This window comes from Undibacterium sp. CY21W (assembly GCF_014284265.1).
Lineage (GTDB): Bacteria > Pseudomonadota > Gammaproteobacteria > Burkholderiales > Burkholderiaceae_D > Undibacterium > Undibacterium aquatile.
On the sequence record NZ_JACOGE010000002.1, the window covers coordinates 235,459 to 259,175 of the forward strand.

Annotated in this window: 25 protein-coding genes; 7 read left to right on the forward strand and 18 right to left on the reverse strand. The window is 49.0% G+C overall.

Features of this window, described 5'->3' with window-relative positions; translation table 11 throughout:
- Nucleotides 1-58 precede the first annotated feature (58 nt).
- Together H8K29_RS05655 and H8K29_RS05660 are read right to left on the reverse strand one after the other, a co-directional pair.
- Nucleotides 59-823 (reverse strand): SDR family oxidoreductase, encoded by a 765-nt coding sequence (locus tag H8K29_RS05655; RefSeq protein ID WP_186896777.1) that lies wholly within the window; start codon nt 821-823, stop codon nt 59-61.
- A gap of 9 nt (nt 824-832) precedes the next feature.
- Complete coding sequence (locus H8K29_RS05660; RefSeq protein ID WP_186896778.1) at nt 833-1,567, reverse strand: histidine phosphatase family protein; 735 nt, start codon at nt 1,565-1,567, stop codon at nt 833-835.
- 94 nt (nt 1,568-1,661) lie between these two features.
- On the opposite strand from H8K29_RS05660, the gene H8K29_RS05665 reads away from it, so the two are divergent.
- The gene (locus tag H8K29_RS05665) at nt 1,662-2,567 is read left to right on the forward strand and encodes a LysR family transcriptional regulator (RefSeq protein ID WP_186896779.1); all 906 of its coding nucleotides are present in this window, start codon (nt 1,662-1,664) and stop codon (nt 2,565-2,567) included.
- 147 nt (nt 2,568-2,714) lie between these two features.
- On the opposite strand, the gene H8K29_RS05670 is transcribed toward H8K29_RS05665, so the two are convergent.
- The 9 genes from H8K29_RS05670 to rpsP all read right to left on the reverse strand — a co-directional run bounded on the left by H8K29_RS05670 (nt 2,715) and on the right by rpsP (nt 9,219).
- Nucleotides 2,715-3,398: a hypothetical protein gene (locus tag H8K29_RS05670; protein ID WP_186896780.1), complete on the reverse strand. Its 684-nt coding sequence runs from the start codon at nt 3,396-3,398 to the stop codon at nt 2,715-2,717.
- A gap of 505 nt (nt 3,399-3,903) precedes the next feature.
- Complete coding sequence (locus H8K29_RS05675; protein WP_186896781.1) at nt 3,904-4,242, reverse strand: DUF3579 domain-containing protein; 339 nt, start codon at nt 4,240-4,242, stop codon at nt 3,904-3,906.
- Between the two features lie 448 nt (nt 4,243-4,690).
- A complete protein-coding gene (locus H8K29_RS05680) occupies nt 4,691-5,242 on the reverse strand; it encodes a GNAT family N-acetyltransferase (protein ID WP_186896782.1) in 552 nt (183 codons plus the stop codon).
- Between the two features lie 48 nt (nt 5,243-5,290).
- The gene (locus H8K29_RS05685; protein WP_186896783.1) at nt 5,291-6,241 is read right to left on the reverse strand and encodes a CobD/CbiB family protein; all 951 of its coding nucleotides are present in this window, start codon (nt 6,239-6,241) and stop codon (nt 5,291-5,293) included.
- A gap of 118 nt (nt 6,242-6,359) precedes the next feature.
- Nucleotides 6,360-7,028, reverse strand: a complete 669-nt coding sequence (locus H8K29_RS05690) for a CoA pyrophosphatase (protein ID WP_186896784.1) — start codon at nt 7,026-7,028, stop codon at nt 6,360-6,362.
- Between the two features lie 99 nt (nt 7,029-7,127).
- Nucleotides 7,128-7,511: a 50S ribosomal protein L19 gene (rplS, locus tag H8K29_RS05695; RefSeq protein WP_186883107.1), complete on the reverse strand. Its 384-nt coding sequence runs from the start codon at nt 7,509-7,511 to the stop codon at nt 7,128-7,130.
- Nucleotides 7,512-7,639: 128 nt separating this feature from the next.
- Complete coding sequence (gene trmD, locus H8K29_RS05700) at nt 7,640-8,386, reverse strand: tRNA (guanosine(37)-N1)-methyltransferase TrmD (RefSeq protein ID WP_186897145.1); 747 nt, start codon at nt 8,384-8,386, stop codon at nt 7,640-7,642.
- Between the two features lie 25 nt (nt 8,387-8,411).
- Nucleotides 8,412-8,954: a ribosome maturation factor RimM gene (rimM, locus tag H8K29_RS05705; protein ID WP_186883106.1), complete on the reverse strand. Its 543-nt coding sequence runs from the start codon at nt 8,952-8,954 to the stop codon at nt 8,412-8,414.
- Nucleotides 8,955-8,967: 13 nt separating this feature from the next.
- Nucleotides 8,968-9,219, reverse strand: coding sequence for a 30S ribosomal protein S16 (gene rpsP, locus H8K29_RS05710; RefSeq protein ID WP_110255824.1), 252 nt, complete (start codon nt 9,217-9,219; stop codon nt 8,968-8,970).
- Between the two features lie 169 nt (nt 9,220-9,388).
- Here rpsP and H8K29_RS05715 point away from each other — a divergent pair, with 169 nt between their 5' ends.
- The gene (locus H8K29_RS05715; protein ID WP_186883105.1) at nt 9,389-9,805 is read left to right on the forward strand and encodes a hypothetical protein; all 417 of its coding nucleotides are present in this window, start codon (nt 9,389-9,391) and stop codon (nt 9,803-9,805) included.
- A gap of 66 nt (nt 9,806-9,871) precedes the next feature.
- Here the strand turns inward: H8K29_RS05715 and H8K29_RS05720 are convergent, their stop codons facing one another.
- The 7 genes from H8K29_RS05720 to ugpQ all read right to left on the reverse strand — a co-directional run bounded on the left by H8K29_RS05720 (nt 9,872) and on the right by ugpQ (nt 18,821).
- On the reverse strand, nt 9,872-11,662 hold the full coding sequence (locus H8K29_RS05720; RefSeq protein ID WP_186896785.1) for an acyl-CoA dehydrogenase: 1,791 nt from the start codon (nt 11,660-11,662) through the stop codon (nt 9,872-9,874).
- Between the two features lie 147 nt (nt 11,663-11,809).
- Nucleotides 11,810-12,742, reverse strand: coding sequence for an electron transfer flavoprotein subunit alpha/FixB family protein (locus H8K29_RS05725; protein WP_186896786.1), 933 nt, complete (start codon nt 12,740-12,742; stop codon nt 11,810-11,812).
- Nucleotides 12,743-12,845: 103 nt separating this feature from the next.
- On the reverse strand, nt 12,846-13,598 hold the full coding sequence (locus tag H8K29_RS05730) for an electron transfer flavoprotein subunit beta/FixA family protein (protein WP_186896787.1): 753 nt from the start codon (nt 13,596-13,598) through the stop codon (nt 12,846-12,848).
- A 457-nt stretch (nt 13,599-14,055) separates the two neighbouring features.
- On the reverse strand, nt 14,056-14,283 hold the full coding sequence (locus tag H8K29_RS05735) for a sulfurtransferase TusA family protein (RefSeq protein WP_186883101.1): 228 nt from the start codon (nt 14,281-14,283) through the stop codon (nt 14,056-14,058).
- Nucleotides 14,284-14,761: 478 nt separating this feature from the next.
- The gene (alaS, locus tag H8K29_RS05740) at nt 14,762-17,377 is read right to left on the reverse strand and encodes an alanine--tRNA ligase (RefSeq protein ID WP_186896788.1); all 2,616 of its coding nucleotides are present in this window, start codon (nt 17,375-17,377) and stop codon (nt 14,762-14,764) included.
- A 226-nt stretch (nt 17,378-17,603) separates the two neighbouring features.
- Entirely contained in the window at nt 17,604-17,933 is a 330-nt protein-coding gene (locus tag H8K29_RS05745; protein ID WP_186896789.1) for a hypothetical protein, read from the reverse strand.
- A gap of 141 nt (nt 17,934-18,074) precedes the next feature.
- Complete coding sequence (gene ugpQ / locus H8K29_RS05750) at nt 18,075-18,821, reverse strand: glycerophosphodiester phosphodiesterase (protein ID WP_186896790.1); 747 nt, start codon at nt 18,819-18,821, stop codon at nt 18,075-18,077.
- Between the two features lie 43 nt (nt 18,822-18,864).
- On the opposite strand from ugpQ, the gene H8K29_RS05755 reads away from it, so the two are divergent.
- The 5 genes from H8K29_RS05755 (at nt 18,865) to H8K29_RS05775 (ending at nt 23,669) form a co-directional block, all read left to right on the forward strand.
- Nucleotides 18,865-20,106: a CaiB/BaiF CoA-transferase family protein gene (locus H8K29_RS05755; protein ID WP_186896791.1), complete on the forward strand. Its 1,242-nt coding sequence runs from the start codon at nt 18,865-18,867 to the stop codon at nt 20,104-20,106.
- Between the two features lie 166 nt (nt 20,107-20,272).
- Nucleotides 20,273-21,415, forward strand: coding sequence for a sensor histidine kinase (locus H8K29_RS05760; RefSeq protein WP_186896792.1), 1,143 nt, complete (start codon nt 20,273-20,275; stop codon nt 21,413-21,415).
- Complete coding sequence (locus H8K29_RS05765; protein ID WP_186896793.1) at nt 21,412-22,215, forward strand: LytTR family DNA-binding domain-containing protein; 804 nt, start codon at nt 21,412-21,414, stop codon at nt 22,213-22,215. The genes H8K29_RS05760 and H8K29_RS05765 overlap by 4 nt, the downstream gene beginning before the upstream one ends.
- A gap of 43 nt (nt 22,216-22,258) precedes the next feature.
- Nucleotides 22,259-22,735, forward strand: a complete 477-nt coding sequence (locus H8K29_RS05770; protein WP_186896794.1) for a GNAT family N-acetyltransferase — start codon at nt 22,259-22,261, stop codon at nt 22,733-22,735.
- A 58-nt stretch (nt 22,736-22,793) separates the two neighbouring features.
- Nucleotides 22,794-23,669: a sulfurtransferase gene (locus tag H8K29_RS05775; RefSeq protein WP_186897146.1), complete on the forward strand. Its 876-nt coding sequence runs from the start codon at nt 22,794-22,796 to the stop codon at nt 23,667-23,669.
- Nucleotides 23,670-23,717 lie beyond the last annotated feature (48 nt).

The following is a 23,717-nucleotide window of genomic DNA, read 5'->3' on the forward strand; positions in this document are numbered from 1 at the left end:
CTCTGATATAAAGAAAATCTGCGATGCCTGAAGCATCCGATTTGATTAACTGATGACTTCAGCTGACTAAGTAACCGCCATCGACATTGATGCAGGCACCCGTCGTATAGCTTGACGCGTTGGAAGCGAGATACAACACGGTTCCCGCCATCTCATCCGGTTCGGCAATGCGTTTCATCGGTATGCGGGTCAGGGCTTTTTCCAGAATCGCCGGATTGTGGAATAAAGCGGAAGCAAATTTAGTATCGGTCGCCCCCGGCAGCAATGCGTTCACACGTACGCCCATCGGTGCGCATTCCTGCGCGAAGGATTTGGTCATCGCAATCACCGCTGCTTTGGTGATCGAATAAATGCCCTGCATCGCGCCCGGAATAACACCATTCACAGAGGCAACGTTGATGATGCTGCCGCCGCCATTTTTTGCCATCAGCTTCGCGCCTGCACTGCACATAAAGAAATAGCCGCGGATATTCACATCCACCGTTTTTTGAAATGCGCCGACATCGGTTTCCGTGATGTGGCCGAAATGCGGATTGGTCGCCGCATTGTTTACCAGAATATCGAGCCGTCCATGCGCCGCAGTGATGTCAGCAAACAAGACATCGATCTGCGCCATTTCACCGATATGGCAAGCACGTGCCTCTGCCGTGCCGCCAGCAGCCACAATCGCCGCCACGACTGCCTCACAGGCTTCCGCTTTGCGACTGGACACAATCACATGCGCGCCGCGTGCAGCCAGCGTTTTTGCAATCGATTCACCAATCCCCCGGCTGGCACCGGTCACCAGAGCGACTTTGCCGCTCAGATCAAACATATCTGTCATTCTTTACTCCTAAACGTAGGTAATGCTTTTGGGGTTATTCAATATTTCGAGATGAGAAAAATTGTTCAGATACGCGAGTGCCAGACGCACCGGGCGCTCCGGCGTGGCGGTTTGTACATGCAGCCGGGTTACGGCGCTGTTGACCAGCGACCAGTTGAGTTCGGCAAAACGAGGGTCGGGAAAGCCCAGCACATGCTGACAAATGGCGGAAATCGTGCCGCCGGAAGTGAAAATCGCAATGTTTTTGGCGCCATCATCGAGTGCCAGTTGCCGCTGCAAGGCCTGCACACAACGCGTTTGAAACGCCTGCCAGGTTTCGCTGTAATCCGCATCGTGTTGGCCGGAAACCCAGCGTGCGACAGCTTGCGAAAAAATATCCTGAAACGCCTGTTTGCCGTTCGGCGTATGCATCAGAAAATGTTTGACCGCGGCCGGATCATCGAACTCCGGCACATGACGCGCCAGCACTTCATGGTGGTTGTATTCATTAAAATCAGCGTCGGTGTGCCATGCTGAGGTGTCGGTCTGGCTCGCCTCTTGCGATTGCAGCGTGGATATACAGGCGAGTGCCGTTTGCTGATGACGTTGCATGCCGCCGGTAACGATGCGGCCGATGTTCAACTCACGCTGCGCCCACCAGCGTCCCAGATGTTGCGCCTGTTGCTGCCCCAGATCAGAAAGCTGATCGTAGTTCTGACTGCCAAACGATGCCTGCCCGTGACGTACCAGGTAAATCTGTGCCATTGTTTCCTCGTTGTGCCAACTATCTGAGCACTGAGTGTAAGACGACGGATATAATTGATCAAATGAATAGTTATTATCAAACACTATTAATATCATGCATATATCCAGAGTTGATCTGAATCTGTTTACCGTTTTTGAAGCGATTTACAGCGAGGGCAGCGTGACCCGCGCCAGCCAGCAACTGCATCTGACCCAGCCGGCGATCAGCCATGCGCTGAATCGTCTGCGGCAGATGTTTGATGACCCACTGTTTGTGCGGCAAGGACAAACCATGGTCTCGACGCCACTAGCGCGCAGCATCATCGAACCGGTGCGACAGGCCTTGCGCGGCTTAGAGATGACGCTGACCGACAATGGCAATTTCGATCCGGCGCAAGCGGTGAAGCTGTTCAATCTGGCTTTACGCGATGTACTTGAATCGACGGTTTTACCACCGCTACTGGAACGCATTACGCAGCAGGCACCGGAAATCAATCTGGCCGCAATCCAGGTTGAACGTCGTGAGCTGGTCAGTGAACTCGCAGCCGGCACATTAGATCTGGCAATCGATATGCTGCTGCCCTTGCCGAATGAAATCCGGCGGCAGCAAATTTCACGCGACACGACCGTCGTGCTGGCGCGCCATGATCATCCGCTCATCAAAGGGACACTGGATCTGGATACCTATTTGCAGGCGGAACATATCCTCGCCAGCTCGCGTCGCAAAGGAATGGGGCTGGAGGATTTCGAACTCAGTCGCTTAGGATTGCAGAGAAGAATCCGGCTGCGCTGTCAGCATTATTTTGCCGCTTGCCGCGTCGTCAGTCAGACCGATTTATTACTGACCATGCCAGAGGGTTACGCGCGTATTGCGAATCAGCAATTTGGCAATCAGATTCTGCCATTGCCTGTCAGCATGCCGTCGTGGGATGTCTATCTGTACTGGCATCAGAATGTGGAACATGATCCCGCCAACCGCTGGTTACGCGAGCAGGTAATTCAGTCGGTATCGGGGAAATGAGATATGTTTTTGTGCTTTACGTACTGATTTTAGTGATCCGGCAAAACATAAAACAGATGCCGACACACCGTAAACAATCTGCGATGAGTCGGCAACAGCAAAGAGCTGCTTATCTAGCTTCAGGATATCAATTTGAAGATACTGACATTAAAATCCAGACGCACTTTTAAACACACTACCACCCTGTGCGGTGACAACGGAATTTGTCGTATCAAAGTAAATCAGTATGCCTCTGATGCCATTGTCATACGACATCCAGGTGTTGAGCGCGTAAGTCGCGCCCCGCTTGGTTGAGCCCGGCAGATAAGTGCAACCTAAAGTCTGGTTAACCTGGGCCATCGTCATACCAACGGTAATGCGATTGTATTTGTCGAGATTGATATTCGCTGATGTACAGGTCGCGGAAACCGTACCCGGCTGCTGTGGCGTAAAACCAAAACGCACCAATGGCATGACCGTCCCATTCGGCAATTGCAAAGTGGCAGTCGTCGTACTGGTAAAGTTAATCACCACGGAACCTACCGCATCGTTAGTCACTACCGCACTTTTGTACTGTCCATTTAAAGTCTGACCACCGCCGTACGAAATCCACTTCCCCTGATATAAAGTGTCAGACGTCATCGGTGCCGGGCCTGAGACATACCAGACTGGCGTACCGGCATTGTCATACATAAATCCAGCCATAAACATGGAGCCATTTTGCACTTCAATCGCAAAACCGCGACCACTTTCCGCAGGATTCCACCACCAGCCATTTTCCGGCGGAGTAGCGCCAGCTAAACCCGCGCTCAAGAGCAGTGGCGCGATCATTGCGACTTTCAGCATTTTCATTACACGACTCAGCATATAGTTACTTTCATTAAATGACTTGATCAAATCCTTGCAGGGCTGATGCAATACGGACATGCGATTGCCAAGAGTCACCTGAAAGAAGCCACTACATTTTATCTAGTTATATTTTTATACATAATTGATACTTTGTAACCAATAATTACAAGGAAACAATGTTATGACGCAGACAGAGAGTGAAAGCTCGGCGGAAGCGGTATCGTCCGGTAACAAAATCCTGAATGCCATCAAAATACAAAGAGGCTCAGGACAATGACGAACTGCGAGAAACGAGAAAATAAAAATTGGAAAGGAATGAAGAGCAAGACCGCAAAGAAAACTTTGCACCTTAAAAGAGTCACAACAGAGTAGGACTACTGAGCAGTGTCGTACGCAATGCCGATCACATAAGTACCACGTTCACGATACCACGGACAATGGCAGGGGGAAAACAGAAGAAAAAAAGACGACGCGGTGGCGTCACAGATCGATGTATAGCACTGATAACTTACTTGCCGGCTGGTGGCTCATCAGGTAACAAACAGGCATCGATGATTTGCAAATCATTGTCTTTCGCAAAATTCACCACGAAATGATATGCCAACGGTTCAATATCACGAATCGCTTCGTTCACCACAACAGAACGCACACCATTTAAAAGAATCGGGCGAACATAAGGCGAGTATTGCAGATGCGAATGCCGTCCACCGTCCGGGCTGAAACAGGACATGGCGCCGCAAAGACGCTCCGCCCAATCGCTGGGGCGAAATTGTTTTCCATCGCTGGTGATTCCCTGGATGAAAAACTCGCGTACGGGCTTATGATGAGTTTTTTTTGAATCGGCCATGTGCTCGGCTCGCTATGAAGCAAAATAAAAAAGCATCAATGCCATTATGTGACACTAAGCTTTCAAAATACATGAGTATTATATCTTATAGAAGACTTGGATCGAAACCTGAGCGTCAGATAAATATCCAAACAGGCCAACCATGATCACGTCACCTCTCAATATAGTGCATTTTCAGCGACGTAAACTTTACAAATAGATACAGTCACGTCGTCAGGGTCTACCGTTTTATTAGCACTACGGCCATTTATTGTAAAAAGCAACCAGATTCCGGGCATATCCTTTTTGCGTATCGGCATTAACAAGGCTGCAACACCGTCTGGAATAAAAGGACAACAGTTCCCCGTCAAATCCAGACTTCACGCCAAACAGGAAAAAAAACATGTCAGAAATTTGGCATCGCACTTAAAAACGACGTCAGAACGACAGAAAGTGTGCAGGTGCGTGGCTAGGTTTGGATCAGGCAAGAGGCGGCACGTACTTCGCCGGGAATCAATGAATACACTGCCGCATCAACACTATTTCCGTTCAGACGCAGACGATTGCGCGCCAGACACTCAAGCTGCGCGCCGACCTTGTCAGCAACCCGACGACTCGCCAGATTAGCGATGGCAATCACCAATTCAACTCTGAGCAGTCGTAATTCTGTAAAAGCGTATTGGGTAAGAAAGGACGCTACCTTTGTGGCAATGCCCTGCCCTTGCCAGCGAGGCGCTACCCAGTAACTGAGATTACCACGCTGGTGGATGCGGTCTATCATATTGACGCCTGCCGCGCCTAACAGTTGGCCTGACTCTTTATCGAACACACCAAATTCATAGGCAGTCTGAAATGCCCGCTCTTGCGCGCAGACCGCGAACCATTCCAACGCTTGCTCTTCTGTGTATTGACGGTCACACCATCCCATCCATGGATCTGCATTGATCGCAGATTCTCGCGCAATGGCGGCAAATGCGGCCGCATCATTTTTTTCCAATGCGCGTAAGAAGATATCAGGCATGTTTCATTGCTTCATCCGTTGCGAACAGATGTGAACACAAAATGGCAATCAGACCCAGACTGAAAACGACAATAATGCCAGCAGCAACATCCACAACAACAGCGCACGCCAGACCAGACCGACGACGCTTTGCAGCGCACGTGGCGTTGCTTCGCTTCCCGGCTGACTTTCCAGCTCGAGGCTGTCAACGTCCACTGCCGTTGCATCTGCTTGCAACACCATCGCTTTTTCTTCGGGCTCACCTAATCGCAAACCCAACGCACCACCGCCAGCGGACAAAATAATACCAACCGCCTCATCCGACCAGCGATCAGCATAATTGCGCCAAGAATACACAGCGTCTTCGAAATTGCCGACAATGGCAAATGCGACGGCAGTCAAACGAGCTGGAACCCAGTCTATCCAATAGAATACTTTTGCAGCATAAACACCGAACTCTTCATTTTTCATATGCTCAGGCTCTGTCCAGGCATGAGCAAGATATTCGGCAACCCGGTACATCACAGCACAAGCCGGCCCGACAGGCATCAGAAACCAGAAAAACACCCCGAATACATTACGGTGCGTGGCGATGAGTGAACGCTCAACCGCAAGGCGGGAAATCTCCGATACATCAAGATCACTGGTATCGCGGTGTATCCAATCTGACAGATGACGTCTGGCAGCATCCTCGTCGCCCGCGCTAAGGGCCAGTTGTATCGAGGTAAAGTAATGGCTGTAACGACGGAATCCCAGCGTCAGATAAACAATCACCACATTCCATGCAAATGCGGCAAACGGGCTCAGACGCAGACAAAGCCAGTAGATCAAGGCGGTCGGAATTGTCAGCGAGCCGACCACAATCCACCAGCCCAGTCGGCCATGGGCAACCTTACCAGCATTGAACGAGGCTTCAATTTTATTTGCCAGCGCCTGTATCTGTGCATAGATAGGATTATCTGCACGCAAGGGTTTGAGTTGCTCAAAAAGGAGGGCAAACAAAATAGAAATAAATGTCATGATAGGCTGAACTAGATTCGCAGTCAGGCGACTGTCTTAGAAGAATTTACCGGTGCGGCAAGTGTAAACCGATTTCCCCAGATTATGAAGCTTTGTTCCTCTGAGAAATGCGTTCTCGTCATGCTCGCAGAAAATGAAACAGATTACGCAACATGCCAGCAGTCGCCCCCCAGATAAATCTGTCCTGATAAGGCATCGCGTAAAACATTCTGCTCCCGCTTCCATCCGGCATTTGAAATACACGTCGCTGGTGGTGACGCGCATTCATTAAAAATGCCAGCGGCACCTCAAATACAGAAGCAACTTCACCAGGATCAGTGACCGTGTCAAAAGGTGGCTTGACTAAAGAAACGATGGGGCTTACCTGGTAACCCGTGCCAGTTTTATAGTCAGGTAAAGCCCCCAGAATATCAATATGGGAACGCGGCAATCCAACCTCCTCTTCAGTTTCACGCAAAGCGGTTTCGGCAGCACTGCCATCAGCGATTTCAAAACGCCCGCCCGGAAAACTGATCTGTCCCGCATGTTGCTGTAAATGCGCGGCACGTTCGGTCAATAACAACGTCAGTTCTTTTTCACGCATCACGATGGGGATCAGTACTGATGCCGGACGAAATATCCGTCCTGCCGCCATCAACTCTTCGTTATTGGATTCCGGTGTCCATATCGGAGGACTGGAAAAACGTTGCCGCAACCACTCTGGTGTCAGCCTATCCGCGTCGATCGCAGCCTCATCCGCAATCGAGTGAATCGGTAAATGCTCGGGAGTCAAAATCAATTTAGTCACGGAAATAAACTCTTATTCGCTTAGATCTTATTTTTCAATACAACATAAAAAAAAGGGACGCCGAAGGCATCCCTTTTTTTGTTACGGCATAAACAGATATTACTCTGCTTTCGCTGCTGCAACTTTACGTGCTGGCAATTTCTCTTTAATACGAGCAGATTTGCCTGAACGTTCACGCAGGTAGTACAACTTAGCGCGACGTACGTCACCGCGACGTTTGACTTCGATAGAAGCGATCAGTGGAGAATACAACTGGAATGTACGCTCAACGCCTTCACCGGAAGAAATTTTACGAACGATGAAGTTGGAATTCAAACCACGATTACGGCGGGAAATAACAACACCCTCGTAAGCCTGTGTACGTTTACGTGTACCTTCAACAACGTTAACGCTGACAACAACAGTATCGCCTGGCGCAAAGTCAGGAATACTTTTACCGAGACGAGCAATTTCTTCTTGCTCTAATTTTTGGATCAGATCCATTTTTATACTCCGATAACCATCTTGCCGACGCTGCAGACATAGTCTGACTTCTGCCCGGTAGAGGATGGGGTTTAACATGCGAACCCAATAGGAACGCTCTTTTCACATCCCTGCATACACAAGGAATCTTACAAACTACTCAAAAATTTCTCATCCGCCCGACTCAGCAAACCTGCTTGACGCGCGGCTAAAATCAAATCAGGACGTTTCAAGGCACTTGCTTCAAGCGCTCGCTGGCGTCGCCATTTTTCAATTTCAGCATGATTGCCGCTCATCAGCACAGCCGGTACAGTTTGCTGCGCAAATATCTCTGGTCTGGTGTAGTGCGGACAATCCAGTAAACCATTTACAAAACTATCCTGCACGGCAGAATCATCATCGTGCAAAACGCCCGGAATCTGGCGAATCACCGCATCCATTAACGCCATCGCTGGCAATTCACCACCAGATAAAACAAAATCGCCGAGGCTGATCTCTTCATCAACATACGTATCGAGCAAACGCTGATCAACAGCCTCGTAACGGCCGCACAGCAAGATCAGTCCTGACAACTCAGATATCTGCATCACGCGTTTATGCGTCAGACGCTGTCCCTGCGGTGACAGATAAATAACCTTCGGAGCAGGTTTCGCCAGTGCTGCCTGACGCGCTTTAGCTGCGTCAATCGCCGACTGCAACGGCTTAGCCAGCATGACCATACCCGGGCCACCACCATACGGACGATCATCTACAGTACGGTGACGGTCAGTTGTGAAATCACGCGGATTCCACAGTTTCAACTCGCACTTGTGCTGATCAAATGCCCGTCGAGTGACACCCGATTGCGTAATGGCGCCAAACATTTCGGGAAACAGCGTGATGACATCAAACTGCATACAAATGCCTTCTGATTGCATCGTATTAATAATCTGTACCCCAATCAACCTGAATTTTGCGAGCTGCCTGATCGACCTCTTTGACAAAATTATCAACAAAAGGGATCAACTTTTCATGCTTTTGCAATTCAGATTCCGGCACATCGGCAGCAGCAACCCGAAGGATAGGGTGAGCACCATTATCCATCAGATCACGAACCACGCCGAGACTTTCACCCTGCAAATTCTCGACCGCCAAGCCCATCAAATCCTGCCAGTAAAACTCTCCCTCAGACAAAGCTGGGAAGTGTTTACGTGATATTTTGATGGTCGCACCTTTCAGTGCCTCAGCAGCATTCCTGTCTGGAACGCCCACCAGTCTTGCAACTACATCTTCGCCATGAATTTTTGCTTCAAGGCGATTAACGTCGTGTAAATCTGGTTTATCTATCCACCAGGTTTTAGCAGACAACATGGCATCAGCATCTGGCGAATAAGGACGAATCTTTACCCACCCATGAATACCAAATGCTCCCGAGATATAGCCCACCAGGACCAGATCTTCAGGAACATGAACTTCAACTGACATTGAGAGCAAACTATTAAGCTGCTGCTTTGCCAGACTGAGCTACCAGACGAGCAACTGCCGGAGACAATTGTGCGCCAACGCCTTGCCAGTAAGCCAGACGATCAGCAGCAACACGTACTGTTTCTGCATTGCCAGTTGCTACTGGATTGTAAAAACCGATACGCTCGATAAAGCGGCCATCGCGACGATTACGGGAATCAGTTGCAACGATATTGTAAAAAGGACGCTTTTTTGCGCCACCACGAGCTAAACGAATAACGACCATAATATTTCCAAAAAAATTGTTCTAAACGCGGAAAAAGCTGTAGATTATAGCCCGTCCAAAACAAAACAAGCAAGGACTATCAGAGATATGTGCCATAAACGTGTTGATTAGGATACCAGTCACAGCGTCAGCTACAATCATTCATCTCATAAAATTTAAGAAAAACCTGATGATAGCGGCACACAAGAACAAAACCTTCACGACGTTACTGGCAGCACTGGCTGGCAGCGTTGGTGCGCACAGATTTTATTTGTTTGGCAAAAGCGATTATTGGGGATGGGCTCATCTTATCAGCTTACCCATTTCATTCCTGATCAGTCATTTGTACTTCGGCTCACAACCGCTACTGACTTACAGCCTGTTTATTTTGTCATTCTTAATTGCTTTACTCGAAGCACTGGTGACAGGACTGACACCCGATGAAAAATGGGATGCCAGACATAACCCGAATTCAACAAAAACTAGCGCATCATCCTGGCCGCTGGCACTAATACTGGTCTTAACCACAGGCATCGGCGCTATCGCTCTGATAGGTGTCATTGCCCGTGCATTTGATCTGCTATATACAGGTGGAGCCTACGGCTAAGTCAGATCAGCAATAAAAAAAGGACTCAGAAATGAGTCCTTTTTTTGGGTTCTGCGTCAGATGAAATCAGAACTGATCTTCATTCAAGGCGAGCACTCCGGCACTACCATCAACGATAGCAGAACGCAGTCCTTGTGCTGCAGACAGGATATGGTCAGCGAAGAATCTGGCAGTAGCGATTTTTGCCTGATAAAAAGCCGCGTCACCGGACTCTGATTGCAGCTTCTGCTGTGCGATCAATGCGGCACGCGCCATCTGCCAGCCACCCAGCACGATACCGGCCAGCTTCAGGTACGGCACACTGCCCGCAAATACGCCTTTGATGTCTTGCTTGAAATTGGCAACAACATAAGCAACGACATCCTCCAGCGCAGCAGAGCCAGCCGCCAATTGCTTTTGAATCGCCAACAACTCAGGCTGATTGGTAGCAGCTAATGCAACTTCCGTTTCACGAATACGAGCAATTAACGCTTTCGCTGTAGTACCGCCATCACGCGCCGTTTTACGACCAACCAGATCGTTGGCCTGAATTGCCGTCGTACCTTCGTAAATCGTGAGGATTTTGGCATCACGGTAATGCTGTGCCGCACCGGTTTCTTCAATAAAGCCCATGCCGCCATGCACCTGCACACCTGTTGATGTCACATCCAGCGACATTTCAGTGGACCAGCCCTTCACGATAGGAACCAGATATTCATACACAGCCTGATTGACTTTGCGAGTCGCTTCGTCTGCGTGGTGATGCGCAATATCACTCAACCCTGCCGCCACATACGCCAACGAACGCGCTCCTTCGATCTGTGCACGCATAGACATCAGCATACGGCGCACATCCGGATGATTGATGATCGCGACTGGGCCAGCGGAGCCAGCCAGATCACGCGACTGGACGCGGTCTTTGGCGTACTGCACCGCTTTTTGATACGCACGCTCTGCCACACCGATACCTTGCATGCCCACGCCGAAACGTGCCGCATTCATCATGATGAACATGTATTCCAGACCGCGGTTTTCTTCGCCGACCAGCGTACCAATCGCACCGCCATGGTCGCCGAATTGCAACACTGCCGTCGGGCTGGCTTTAATGCCCAGCTTATGCTCGATCGAGACACAGTGTGCGTCATTGCGAGCACCCAGACTGCCATCAGCATTGACCAGGAATTTCGGCACGATAAACAGGGAGATACCTTTCACACCTTCCGGTGCATCCGGCGTGCGAGCCAGCACCAGATGGACGATATTTTCGGCCATATCGTGCTCACCATAAGTGATGAAAATTTTGGTGCCAAAAATTTTGTATGTGCCGTCGCCCTGAGGAACAGCACGGCTGCGAACCATCGCCAGATCTGAACCCGCCTGCGGCTCAGTCAGGTTCATGGTGCCAGTCCATTTACCTGAAATCAGATTTTCCAGATAAATTGCTTTTTGCTCGTCACTACCCGCAGTCAGCAGTGCTTCAATCGCGCCGTCAGTCAACAATGGACACAGTGCAAACGAAATGCTGGCCGAGTTCAGCATTTCTATGCATGGAGTAGCGACCAGCTTAGGCAAGCCCTGACCACCAAATTCCTGCGGATGTTGCACGCCCTGCCAACCTGCTTCGCCGAACATCTTGAATGCTTCTTTAAAACCTTTAGTGGTAAAAACCTGTCCGTCCTGCCAGTAACTCGGCGCTTTATCACCTTCCCAATTCAGCGGTGCAACGACCTCGCCAGCGAATTTTGCGTTCTCTTCCAGTACCGCCTCTACAGTTTCAGATGTGGCATCTTCACAACCGGGTAAAGCATTCACTTCCGACAAGCCCGCAAGTTCGTTCATCGCGAACAGCATGTCTTTCACAGGTGCGACATAAGTCATAACATTTCCTAAAGATAGAAAAGAAAAAAGGACAGAATCAGCAATGTGTCACAACAACAAAAACACTGCTGTCAATGGCGCGACAAACCACTCATTCTGTCCAATCTGAGCCGGTTAACAAATTAACGGCCCGCGAATTCATTAAAATCAGCCTAATTCAGCAACCAGTTGTGGCACGATTTCAAACAGATCGCCAACGATACCGTAATCAGCGACAGAGAAAATTGGTGCTTCCGGATCTTTGTTGATTGCGACAATCGTCTTGGAATCCTTCATACCCGCCAGATGCTGGATCGCGCCAGAGATACCAACGGCGATATACAGTTGAGGCGCAACGATCTTACCGGTCTGACCAACCTGCCAGTCGTTAGGGACGAAGCCCGCATCGACTGCAGCGCGAGATGCACCCATCGCTGCGCCGAGTTTGTCTGCCAATGGTTCCAGCACTTTGAATGCATCCGCAGAACCCATACCGCGACCACCGGAAACGATGATTTTCGCAGCGGTCAGTTCAGGACGATCAGACTTGGCAACTTCACGCGAAACAAAAACTGATTTACCAGAATCAGCAACTGCCGAGATAGTCTCAACAGCCGCTGAACCACCAGTTGCTGCAGCAGCGTCAAAGCCGGTTGTGCGGACAGTAATCACTTTCACAGCATCGGTGGATTGCACGGTTGCGATTGCATTACCTGCATAAATCGGGCGCTCAAATGTGTCAGGAGCATCGACTTTGGTAATTTCAGAAATCTGAGAAACGTCCAGTTTAGCGGCGACGCGTGGCAGGATATTTTTGCCGTAAGCAGTTGCCGGAGCCAGAATATGACTGTAACCAGCAGCAACAGCCAATACCTGCTCAGCGACGTTCTCCGCCAGGCCATCCGCAAAATGTGCTGCGTCAGCGTGCAAAACCTTGCTGACGCCAGCGATTTTAGCTGCTTCTGCAGCTGCAGTACCGGCATTCGAGCCAGCAATCAGTACATGAACATCACCGCCGCATTGAGTCGCGGCAGTAACGGTATTCAAAGTGCTGCCCTTGAGGCCAGCATTGTCGTGTTCAGCGATGACGAGTGTAGTCATGATGTTTTCCACTTAATAAATCACCAGAATGCACTCTGGTGAAAAAATTTGTAAATAAGATGCGATAAAGCAAACTGTCGGTGAATCAGCTATAACCAGCGAATCAACCAATCACTTTTGCTTCGTTTTTCAGTTTGGAAACCAGTGTCGCTACGTCAGGAACAATAATGCCTGCGCTGCGTTTAGCTGGTTCAACCACTTTCAGCGTCTTGACGCGGGACGCAACATCGACACCCAGATCAGCTGGTTTGACGTTATCCAACTGCTTTTTCTTCGCTTTCATAATGTTAGGCAAAGTCACATAACGTGGCTCATTCAGGCGCAAGTCCGTTGTCACGATCGCTGGCAAGGTCAGGGCAACAGTTTCCAGACCGCCATCCACTTCGCGAGTGACTGTTGCCTTACCGTCTGCAACAGTTACTTTTGATGCGAAAGTTGCCTGTGGCCAGCCCAGCAAAGCTGCCAGCATCTGACCTGTCTGATTACAGTCATCATCAATGGCTTGCTTACCCAGAATGATTAATTGTGGCTGCTCTTTGTCGGCCAGCGCCTTGAGCAGTTTTGCCACTGCCAGTGGCTGCAGCTCGGCATCAGTTTCGACCAAAATGCCGCGATCCGCACCGATTGCCATTGCTGTACGCAATGTTTCCTGGCATTGTGCAACGCCGCAGGACACGGCAACAATCTCAGTAACAGCACCAGCTTCTTTTAGGCGCGTTGCTTCTTCGACGGCAATTTCATCGAATGGGTTCATCGACATTTTGACGTTGGCAATATCAACGCCTGTGCCATCAGATTTGACACGTACTTTGACGTTGTAATCGACTACTCGTTTGACTGGTACCAGGACTTTCATAGTTCTGCCTTTTTGTGAGCTAATTGGAAATACAGATGTACTTACTTCTATCGGATTTATTGCTAATTAATGCTAAGTCATGCTGAACAATCAGGTTAACCAAATCGCTGCGCCGACTTTTTGCGCGACACGTACTTTTAAAGCTGATTTAATGCTGATTGACGTATACGTAAAGTAAATCCGTTTGATTATAAATCGAAATGAGAAGATTTCGCACAATTTAGCACGATCGTTCCTTTTTTGTTTGTATTGATACTAGAGCAGAGTATCTAATCAACACCTTTCATGACTTTTTATGCGCATACACCTCACAATTTTTTTTAATTGGGCAGTCAGGTTGCCTTGTTATCGCTGATGCACTACTTAAAATGAAAATAAGCAGTCACTTTAAAAAATTGAAGAAGTTCAGAATATAAAAAAACCCGCAAAATTTGCGGGTTTTTTTGAAATTTGAGATTTATTTGCGCTTAATAAAATACTCAAATTCGTTACTACTTTCCTGATGCGACAATAATTCATTTCCTGTTTGTTTTGAAAATGCTTTGAAGTCACGAACAGATCCGGGATCAGTTGCAAGCACGTGCAAGACCTCACCGGTAATCATTTCAGCAAGTGCCTTTTTCGTCTTCAAAATAGGCAAAGGACAATTCAGTCCACGAGCGTCAAGTTCTTTATTGAATTGCATGATTTTTCCTGTAGCAGCAAACGATGTAGCTCATTTGCAAAACATTTGACGCACCAATTCTACCGGAATTTTCATTGGCATGGTGCGATGCAGCACACTAACAACATTTACCCTGTTTATTTACTCAAGTTATGCACCAAAATATGGCAAATCGCTTTTTTTAAATCTGTCCTATTTTCAAAAAAACATCTCGGCAAAAACAAGGTGAAGAAGAAAATCAGGTGATATCAACGTTAACTAAAATATTAGAATCCAATAGCTAACTTAATGTTTCATCATAGGTGAAATTCAGATATTTTTTAGAAAATAATCTGGTGTAGCAGCGTCCATTTCGTTACTGTTATTTACCGTTATTGATAAACGAAAGTAAGCGTCAGGCTCACGCATTGAAAATAAAAAACCGGCACACATGCCGGCTTTTTTTATTGACTAAAATCTACTTTTACATCTGTAGCAATAACTGTAGCGATCTCGACGATCAACCCAGCTTGGCGCCGATCCAATCTGCCACACCTGCGAGCGCATTTGGCAAGCCTGAAGGATCAGTACCACCGGCTTGCGCCATGTCTGGGCGGCCACCACCTTTGCCGCCAACTTGCTGCGCCACAAAGTTAACCAGATCACCTGCTTTGACTTTAGATGTGCTATCTGCTGTCACACCAGCAATCAGGCTGACCTTACCGTCGTTCACGGCGGCCAATACAATCGCAGCAGTTTTCAATTTATCTTTCAGCTTGTCCATAGTCTCACGCAAAGCTGTGACATCGGCACCTTCCAGTGTCGCTGCCAACACTTTGATACCTTTAACATCAACCGCTTTACCGACCAGATCATCGCCCTGACTCGATGCCATTTTGGATTTCAGCATCGCCAGTTCTTTTTCCAAAGCTTTGACGTGATCTTGTACTTGTCCGATCCGCTGCGTCAATTCTTCTGGCTGTGCTTTCAAGGCTGCAGCCGCTTCATTGATACGGCTGTTCAGATTCTGTACCAGCGCTAGCGCAACTTCACCTGTCACTGCCTCGACACGGCGAATACCGGCCGCCACACCACTCTCTGCAACGATCTTGAACAGGCCGATATCACCGGTACGGGAAACATGCGTACCACCGCACAACTCGCGGGAAGAACCGATATCCAGTACGCGGACCTCATCACCATATTTTTCGCCGAACAATGCCATCGCACCATGTTTGACGGCATCGTCATAACCCATCACTTGCGCCCGGGTGGCAGCATTCGCCAGAATTTCACGATTAACAATGGACTCTACCTGACGGATTTCATCAGCAGTCATCGGGCCGTTGTGACTGAAGTCAAAACGGGTTTTTTCAACGTCAACCAAAGAACCTTTTTGCGCGACATGGCTACCCAACACTTCACGCAATGCCTTGTGCATCAGATGTGTGGCTGAGTGATTGCGCATGGTTTGCGCACGAATTTCCGCATTCACTTCAGCCTTGACGTTTTGTACGATCGTCAGGCTACCTGATTTCAATACACCGTGATGACCGAACACATCAGCCTGAATTTTTTGAGTGTCTGCAACTTCAAATACCGCGCCATCCAAGCCCATCAATACACCTGAGTCACCGCACTGACCGCCGGATTCAGCATAGAAAGGGGTCGTGTCAAGCACAACGATCGCTTGTTGACCTGCTTTGATTTCATTGACAGCACTACCATCAACATACAGCGCCACAACCTTCGCTTCGTGTTGCAACTGATCGTAGCCGACGAACTTGGTCTTATCGCCGCTGTATTCAATGGCAGTCGCCATTTTGAATTTACCGGCAGCGCGCGCAGTCTGTCTTTGTCTTTCCATCGCGGCATTGAAACCAGCCTCATCCAGCACGACATTACGCTCACGACAGATATCTGCGGTCAGATCGAGTGGGAAACCATAAGTGTCATACAAGGTGAACGCAGTTTCACCGTCAAGGTTTTTACCGTCTTTGACGAGTGCCGCTTCCAGAATTTTCATACCGTGTTCCAGCGTCTCGCCGAAACGCTCTTCTTCGGTCTTCAAGACTTGGGCAACGCGGTCAGCAACCTCGGCCAGCTCGGGATAAGCACCACCCATTTCCTTGACCAGATCCGCCACCAGCTTGTAGAAGAAAGGCTGGCTTTGACCCAATTTATGGCCATGACGCAAAGCACGACGGGTAATACGGCGCAGCACATAGCCACGGCCTTCATTGCCAGGAATGATGCCATCAACAATCAGGAAACCAGCGCAACGGATATGATCAGCAATCACGCGCAGGGAATTGTTTTCCAGATCGGTACAACCAGTTTCACGCGCAGCCGCCTTGATCAGGTTTTGGAAAGTATCGATTTCATAGTTGGAGTGTACGTGCTGCAACACCGCGGACAAACGTTCCAGACCCATGCCCGTATCCACGCATGGTTTAGGCAATGGATGCAAAACACCGGCTTCATCCTTATTAAACTGCATGAACACCAGATTCCAGATTTCGATGAAACGATCGCCGTCTTCGTCTGGTGAACCCGGAGGGCCACCCCAGATTTCAGGGCCGTGGTCATAGAAAATTTCGGTACACGGGCCGCAAGGACCAGTATCCGCCATCTGCCAGAAGTTATCAGATGCGTAGCGCGCACCTTTGTTATCACCGATGCGGATGATGCGTTCTACCGGTACGCCGATCTCGTTTTTCCAGATTTCGTAAGCTTCGTCGTCTTCCTGATAAACAGTGACGGTCAGCTTGTCTTTTGGCAGTCCATAAACAGAAGTCAGCAATTCCCACGCATAGTGAATTGCATCTTTTTTGAAATAATCGCCGAAAGAGAAATTGCCCAGCATTTCAAAGAAAGTATGGTGACGCGCCGTATAGCCAACGTTTTCCAGATCATTGTGCTTACCACCCGCACGAACACTGCGTTGCGCCGTTGTGGCACGCGTATAACTACGCTTGTCTTGCCCCAGAAACACGTCTTTAAATTGCACCATTCCAGAATTGGTGAACAATAAAGTCGGGTCATTGCCGGGAATCAGGCTGGATGAACGCACACGGGTGTGGCCTTTAGATTCGAAAAAACTGAGGAATTTATCGCGGATTTCTGACGAGTTCATAGAGAGATAGGCCAAAGCTGAAAATGAGTTAACTTCTGATTATACGGTATAAATTCTGCCTTATAACAGGAGTCAGCGCTGTGAAATCCGAAGATTCGTCAATAAAATAGCGATCCGTGATTGCCATTGCGCCAGCACACAAAACGACTAAAGCTGTTCGCAGACTTTAAAAGAAAAAAACCGTCAACACTGAATGCACTGACGGTTTTTTCTGATAAGGATGATCTTACTGACTGGTTTCAACTTTTCTGGCGTTATGTTTTTTTGTATAAATACGTTTGCTGGCAACATTTTCCTGATGTTCAAGCTTTGCGCGTTCCTGTTTGGTCACAACACCGTCAGCCGCAGCAGCCTCTTTGTTTGCTTCAATCTTCGCTTCGCGTTTTTCCAGATTTGCGCTTTCTTTCGCATTCAATTCGCCATTGCTGATGCCTTTGGCGACCCGTTCCTGCTGACGAGCCTGACGTTTATCGATATTCGGTGTTGCAGTCTGCGCAAACACTGGCGCAACAAAAGCAGTGGCAAGAATGAATGCCGTCATCTGTATCGTTTTCATGTTGTACCTTTCAATGTAGAAACATGTTTCCGGGGAGTGAAATCAATGGGTTGTTCCCATAGACTCCACAACGGAGCGCAAACCTTCGGCGATGACAAGTATTTGTATAGTCATGTAACAAGCGGTAAGCAGACATGAATCTCAGAATCCGGCAGGTATCAGATCAATCCTGTCAGTACAGAATCCATCGACGCCCCAACGTAAAATTTCCGCTGCGCGCTCGGCACTGTTGACGGTATAGCAAAATAATCCGTAGCCAGCGTCTTTCACATTTTTTGCCAGAGATGGACTCAGATACTTGTGATTCGTGTGCAGGGACACTGCACCTACTTCCTGCAATTTCGATTTCCAATCCGACGTGAGCTCATCCATCAGCAGACCGCGCGGAATAGTGGGGGCGGCACGTTTGGCGGCCATCAGGGCAACAAAAGAAAACGAGGAAAACAAAGGTAGGTGCTTTACATCGCTCACAGCTACATCTGCAAATAGTTCAGAACTCCGGGCGGCAACGATATGCCCGGTTTCCTCTTCAAAATCCGGGGCTGGCTTGATTTCCACGTTCATCCAGATGTCATGCTGACGGCAGAAACGGACGACATCAGAATACAGCGGCACCGGTTCCCCTTTGTAGCAGGAGCTAAACCACGCGCCTGCATCCATTTTTTGCAAATCAGCGGCAAGCGTATCCGCCACATGCCCGCGACCGATGATGGTGCGGCCAAATTCAGGGTCGTGCATCAGCACAGGAACGCCATCCTTTGATAACATGACATCAAATTCCACCGCAGTGAAACCGTGCGCCGCTCCACACTTCATTGCCGCCAACGTGTTCTCGGGCGCAAGTACACCGCCACCTCGGTGCGCAAGAACTTTGGGATACGACCACATATTGATCTCCAGAAAAATATTGCAGACAAAAGGATAATCCAGGATGACAGCGACGTCGCTACAAAAAAAAGCACTCGGCCATATACGCATTCTTGATCTGACGCGCGTGCTGGCTGGCCCTTGGTGTGCGCAGAATTTTGCCGACCTGGGAGCCGAAGTCATTAAGGTCGAACGTCCAGGGAATGGCGATGATACGCGTTCCTGGGGCCCTCCTTATCTGCGCGATCAGAATGGCAACAACACAACAGAAGCGGCCTACTATCTGGCTGCGAACCGTGGAAAGCAAGCCATCACGGTGGATATTTCCACCCCTGAAGGTCAGGAAATTATCAGAAAACTGGCGGCACAATCCGACGTAGTTCTAGAAAACTACAAAGTCGGTCAGTTAAAAAAATATGGGCTTGATTACGCGTTCCTGAAAGAAATCAAACCGGATCTGATTTACTGTTCGATTACCGGTTTCGGTCAGGATGGCCCCTACGCTCATCGCGCTGGCTATGATTTTATCGTTCAGGGTATGGGCGGATTTATGTCGCTGACCGGGGAGCGCGATGATCTGCCCGGTGGCGGGCCGCAAAAAGCGGGGGTTGCGATTGCCGATCTGATGACCGGCATGTACGCCACTATCGCGGTGATGGCAGCACTGACACATCGTGACCGCACAGGTGAAGGTCAGTACATCGATATGGCTTTACTTGATGTGCAGGTCGCCATGCTGGCAAACATGAATACGAATTATCTGGCCAGCGGAAAACCGCCGGTACGCTGGGGCAACGCCCATCCCAACATCGTTCCCTATCAGACATTCGCTACGTCCGATGGGCATATTATTGTCGCAGCCGGCAATGACGGCCAATACAAAAAATTTGTCGCGGCCGGTGGCGAAGAACAGCTTGCGACTGATGAACGCTTCAGCACGAATCCAGCGCGCGTGGCAAACCGTGAGGTATTGATTCCATTGCTGGCGGACATGGTGAAACGCAAATCCAGACAAGAGTGGATAGCGCTGCTGGAGGACGCCGGTGTTCCGTGTGGACCGATTAACCGGCTGGACGACGTGTTTAATGATCCTCAGGTAAAGGCGCGCGGTATGCAGATTACCTTGCCGCATCCAAGCGCCGGCAGCGTGAAGTTAGTTGGTAGCCCAATGAAACTATCGGCCACGCCACCGGATTATCAGTCGCCGCCGCCATTGCTAGGGCAACACACGGATCAGATTTTAAAATCCGTGCTTGGATATGACGATGAACAATTGAGTCTACTCAGGCAGCGCGGCATTATCTGAAGCAGATGATCTGACATGAGGCGAGAATCCGTGCGGTATTTCGCGCCGGATAAAGTGGGCTTGACGACAGATTCTGTACTCTCCATCGCAATCAGATGTCCGACCCCGCTTGTGCGCGCTAACATCAACTCCGGACAAAATATTGCATCAGATACTCAGCGCAAAAATGATAACGCCATCAATTCCTAAGCCAAAGAACAGCAACTCACCTGACCAGAAGCCTTGCGCAGAAACGCAGCTACGGAAATTTCTGCAGGATCTGCCACGGCTACTGCTCATCAATGCCATCTGCACACTGATCGTCACCTATGTGATGCGGACACACAGTCCCTTGCTGCAAAGTTGGGTATTTTCCAATTGCATAGGATTCAGTTGCTATGCGCTGGTACGAATCATCCAGCATTTATTCTGGAGTACACGCAAACCGCAGCCATTCTTTTTTTTTCTGGTCTGCTTGCTCATTACCCCACTGGGATTTGTCGCAGGATCAACGCTTGCTGCCGCTATTTTTTCCTATCCGCTGCTGAGTATTTTTTCAATGCAATGGGCATACTTCAGCAGTTTCATCGGGCTGACCATGGTCATCAGTCTGATTTCGGTCTGGTCGTTCTGGAATAAAGCAAAAATATCAGAACTGGCCGCGGAAGCGGAGGCAGAAAAAGCGAAATCTTCCGCGATAGAGCGACAGGCCTTGCAAGCGCAACTGCAAATGCTGCAGGCTCAAATAGAACCGCATATGCTGTTTAACACACTGGCTAATCTGCAAGGACTGATCGCACTTGACCCACCACGCGCGCAACATATGCTGTCGCAGTTGATTGTGTATCTGCGCAATACACTGAGTGCTTCCAGAGCAGAAAAAACCACCTTACAACAGGAATTTTCTCTGATCGAAGCCTATCTGGAGCTGCTCGCGATACGTATGGGAAAACGTCTGACTTATACCTTATCTCTGCCATCAGAGTTGCGGGAACAAACCATCCCACCCATGCTTTTACAACCGCTGGTAGAAAACGCGATCAAACATGGGCTGGAGCCAAAAATCAACGGTGGAAACATTCATGTTGCAGCAGAAAATGATGCGCATTTTCTGTATCTGACCGTTAAGGATACCGGTCTTGGATTATCTGCGCCTCATGCGGCGTCGCCAGAAACACATCACGCCGGGCTGGGGCTTGGCAATATCAATCTCCGTGAACGCCTGCAAGCACTCTTTGGCCCATCAGCCGCATTCACATTAGAAGCAAATCAGCCGGAAGGCGCGATTGCACGGATTTCTATCCCTTTAATCCTACATACATCATTATGAATATACGCGCCCTGATTGCTGAAGATGAAGTCATACTCTCACTCACCCTGCAAAAAATGCTGGAAAAACTCTGGCCGGAATTAGTATTGTGCAGCGTAGTGGAAAATGGTGTTGAAGCCGTGCGGGAAGCCTTGCATCACGCACCGGACATTCTATTTCTGGATATTAAAATGCCAGGTAAAACCGGCTTGGAAGTCGCACAGGAACTGGCAGAAGAATGGCCGGAAAACCGCGCGTTCCCTTTGATCGTCTATGTGACCGCTTACGACGAATTTGCGATTCAGGCATTTGAACATTCGGCGTCAGATTATGTACTCAAACCAGTCAGTGAAGAACGTCTCAGTAAAACAGTGCAGCGTCTGCAGATGCGTCTGACTGACCAGTCGCAAAGCGGCACAGAACTCGAACGCGTGCTGGGACAATTACGCAGCTTAATGCCCGGGCACGTACACGCCAGTGGCTCTGCTGCGCACAAACCTTTGCATATGATACGTGCCGCCGTTGGTAATCAGATCCGCATGATTCCGGTCGAAGACGTTTTATATTTTGAAGCCACAGACAAATACATTAACGTTGTCACCAAAGAACATTCATCACTGATCCGCAGCAGCTTGCGCGAATTATTGCCGCAAATCGATTCCGATGTGTTCTGGCAGATCCATCGCAGCACTGTGGTTAACAGTAAAAAAATTCTCGCCGCCCACAAAGATGAAAGCGGAAAAATGACGCTGAAATTGAGGGATAGCGATGATAAGCTGACTGTCAGCAGAGTTTATTCACATTTATTCCGGCAAATGTAATCGCCATCGCAATGCTTCAACTTTGCCTAATTCCCTAACGCACATGACAAATCAACTCACTCAACTACGCTGGCAATTATCAGCTTTTTCAGAATTCAACCCTGAGCAGTTACACAAGGTGTATCAGGCCAGGTGCGCCGTATTTATCGTTGAACAAAATTGCCCGTATCAAGATATTGACAGCAAAGATCCGCAATCCCATCATCTTGTAGCCTGGGATGACAACGGTGACATTGCCGCGTATTTACGCATAGTTCCTCCCGGCATCAGCTATGCAGAACCATCGCTGGGTCGTGTTCTGAGTACGCAGGCATGGCGCGGGACTGGTGTAGGAAAAGAATTGATTGCGAACGGCATCAAGGCACTGCGCCAGCTTTATCCAGCCGCCTCTGTACGTATCGGTGCGCAAGCCTATCTTGAGAAATTTTATGCCAGCTTCGGCTTTCAGACAGTTTCCGATATCTACCTCGAAGACGAGATTCCGCACCTGATCATGTTGCTGCCAGCAAGCGACCAGTGAATTCAACTATAATTGAGATAAATCAATGACTTACTGAAAATGAGTGAATTCTTCTATTATGCCGGTCGCACAGTTATCCCCAGAAACACCTTACGTCAATATCTCTGCTTACAAATTTATCACCTTCAACGACACCGCTGAAAAGCGGCAGGCGTTTATTGATAAATGCCAGGAACTCAATCTCAAGGGTACCATTCTGCTGACGCCGGAAGGCATCAATATGTTCCTCGCAGGGCTGCGCCATGAGATCGACGCTTACATGGACTGGTTGCATAGTGATCCAAGGTTCGCCGACATCGTTGCCAAAGAAAGTTACTCTGATCGTCAGCCGTTTACCAAATTGCTGGTCAAGCTGAAAGCAGAAATCATTACCATGCGCATGCCGCTGATCAAGCCCGAAGAAGGCCGCGCGCCCTCAGTCGATGCGCAAACTCTGAAACGCTGGCTGGATCAGGGCCATGACGATAACGGCAAGCCGGTCGTGATGGTCGACACCCGTAATGATTTTGAAGTCGATGTCGGCAGTTTTGATAATACGATCGATTATCGCATTACCAAATTCACGGAATTCCCGCAAGTCATCGCTGCCAATCGTGACGTGTTGAATGACAAAACCGTTGTGACCTTCTGCACTGGTGGTATTCGTTGCGAGAAAGCGGCAATTCACATGCAAAACGTTGGCTTTGAAAGCGTGTATCAGCTGGAAGGCGGCATTCTCAAGTATTTCGAAGAAGTCGGTGGCGATCATTATCACGGTGACTGTTTTGTGTTTGACTATCGTACCGCGCTGAATCCACAGTTAGAGGCAACAGATACCAAGCAATGCTTTGCCTGCCGTGCCGTCGTCACACCGCGTGAACAACTGTCACCATGGTACGTGCCGGGTAAATCCTGCCCTCACTGTAAAAAGGAATCAGCGCAGACCCAAGCTTGATAATTCCGTTTTTCTTCATAAAAGCTCATTTGACGCAAGTCCGTTAAA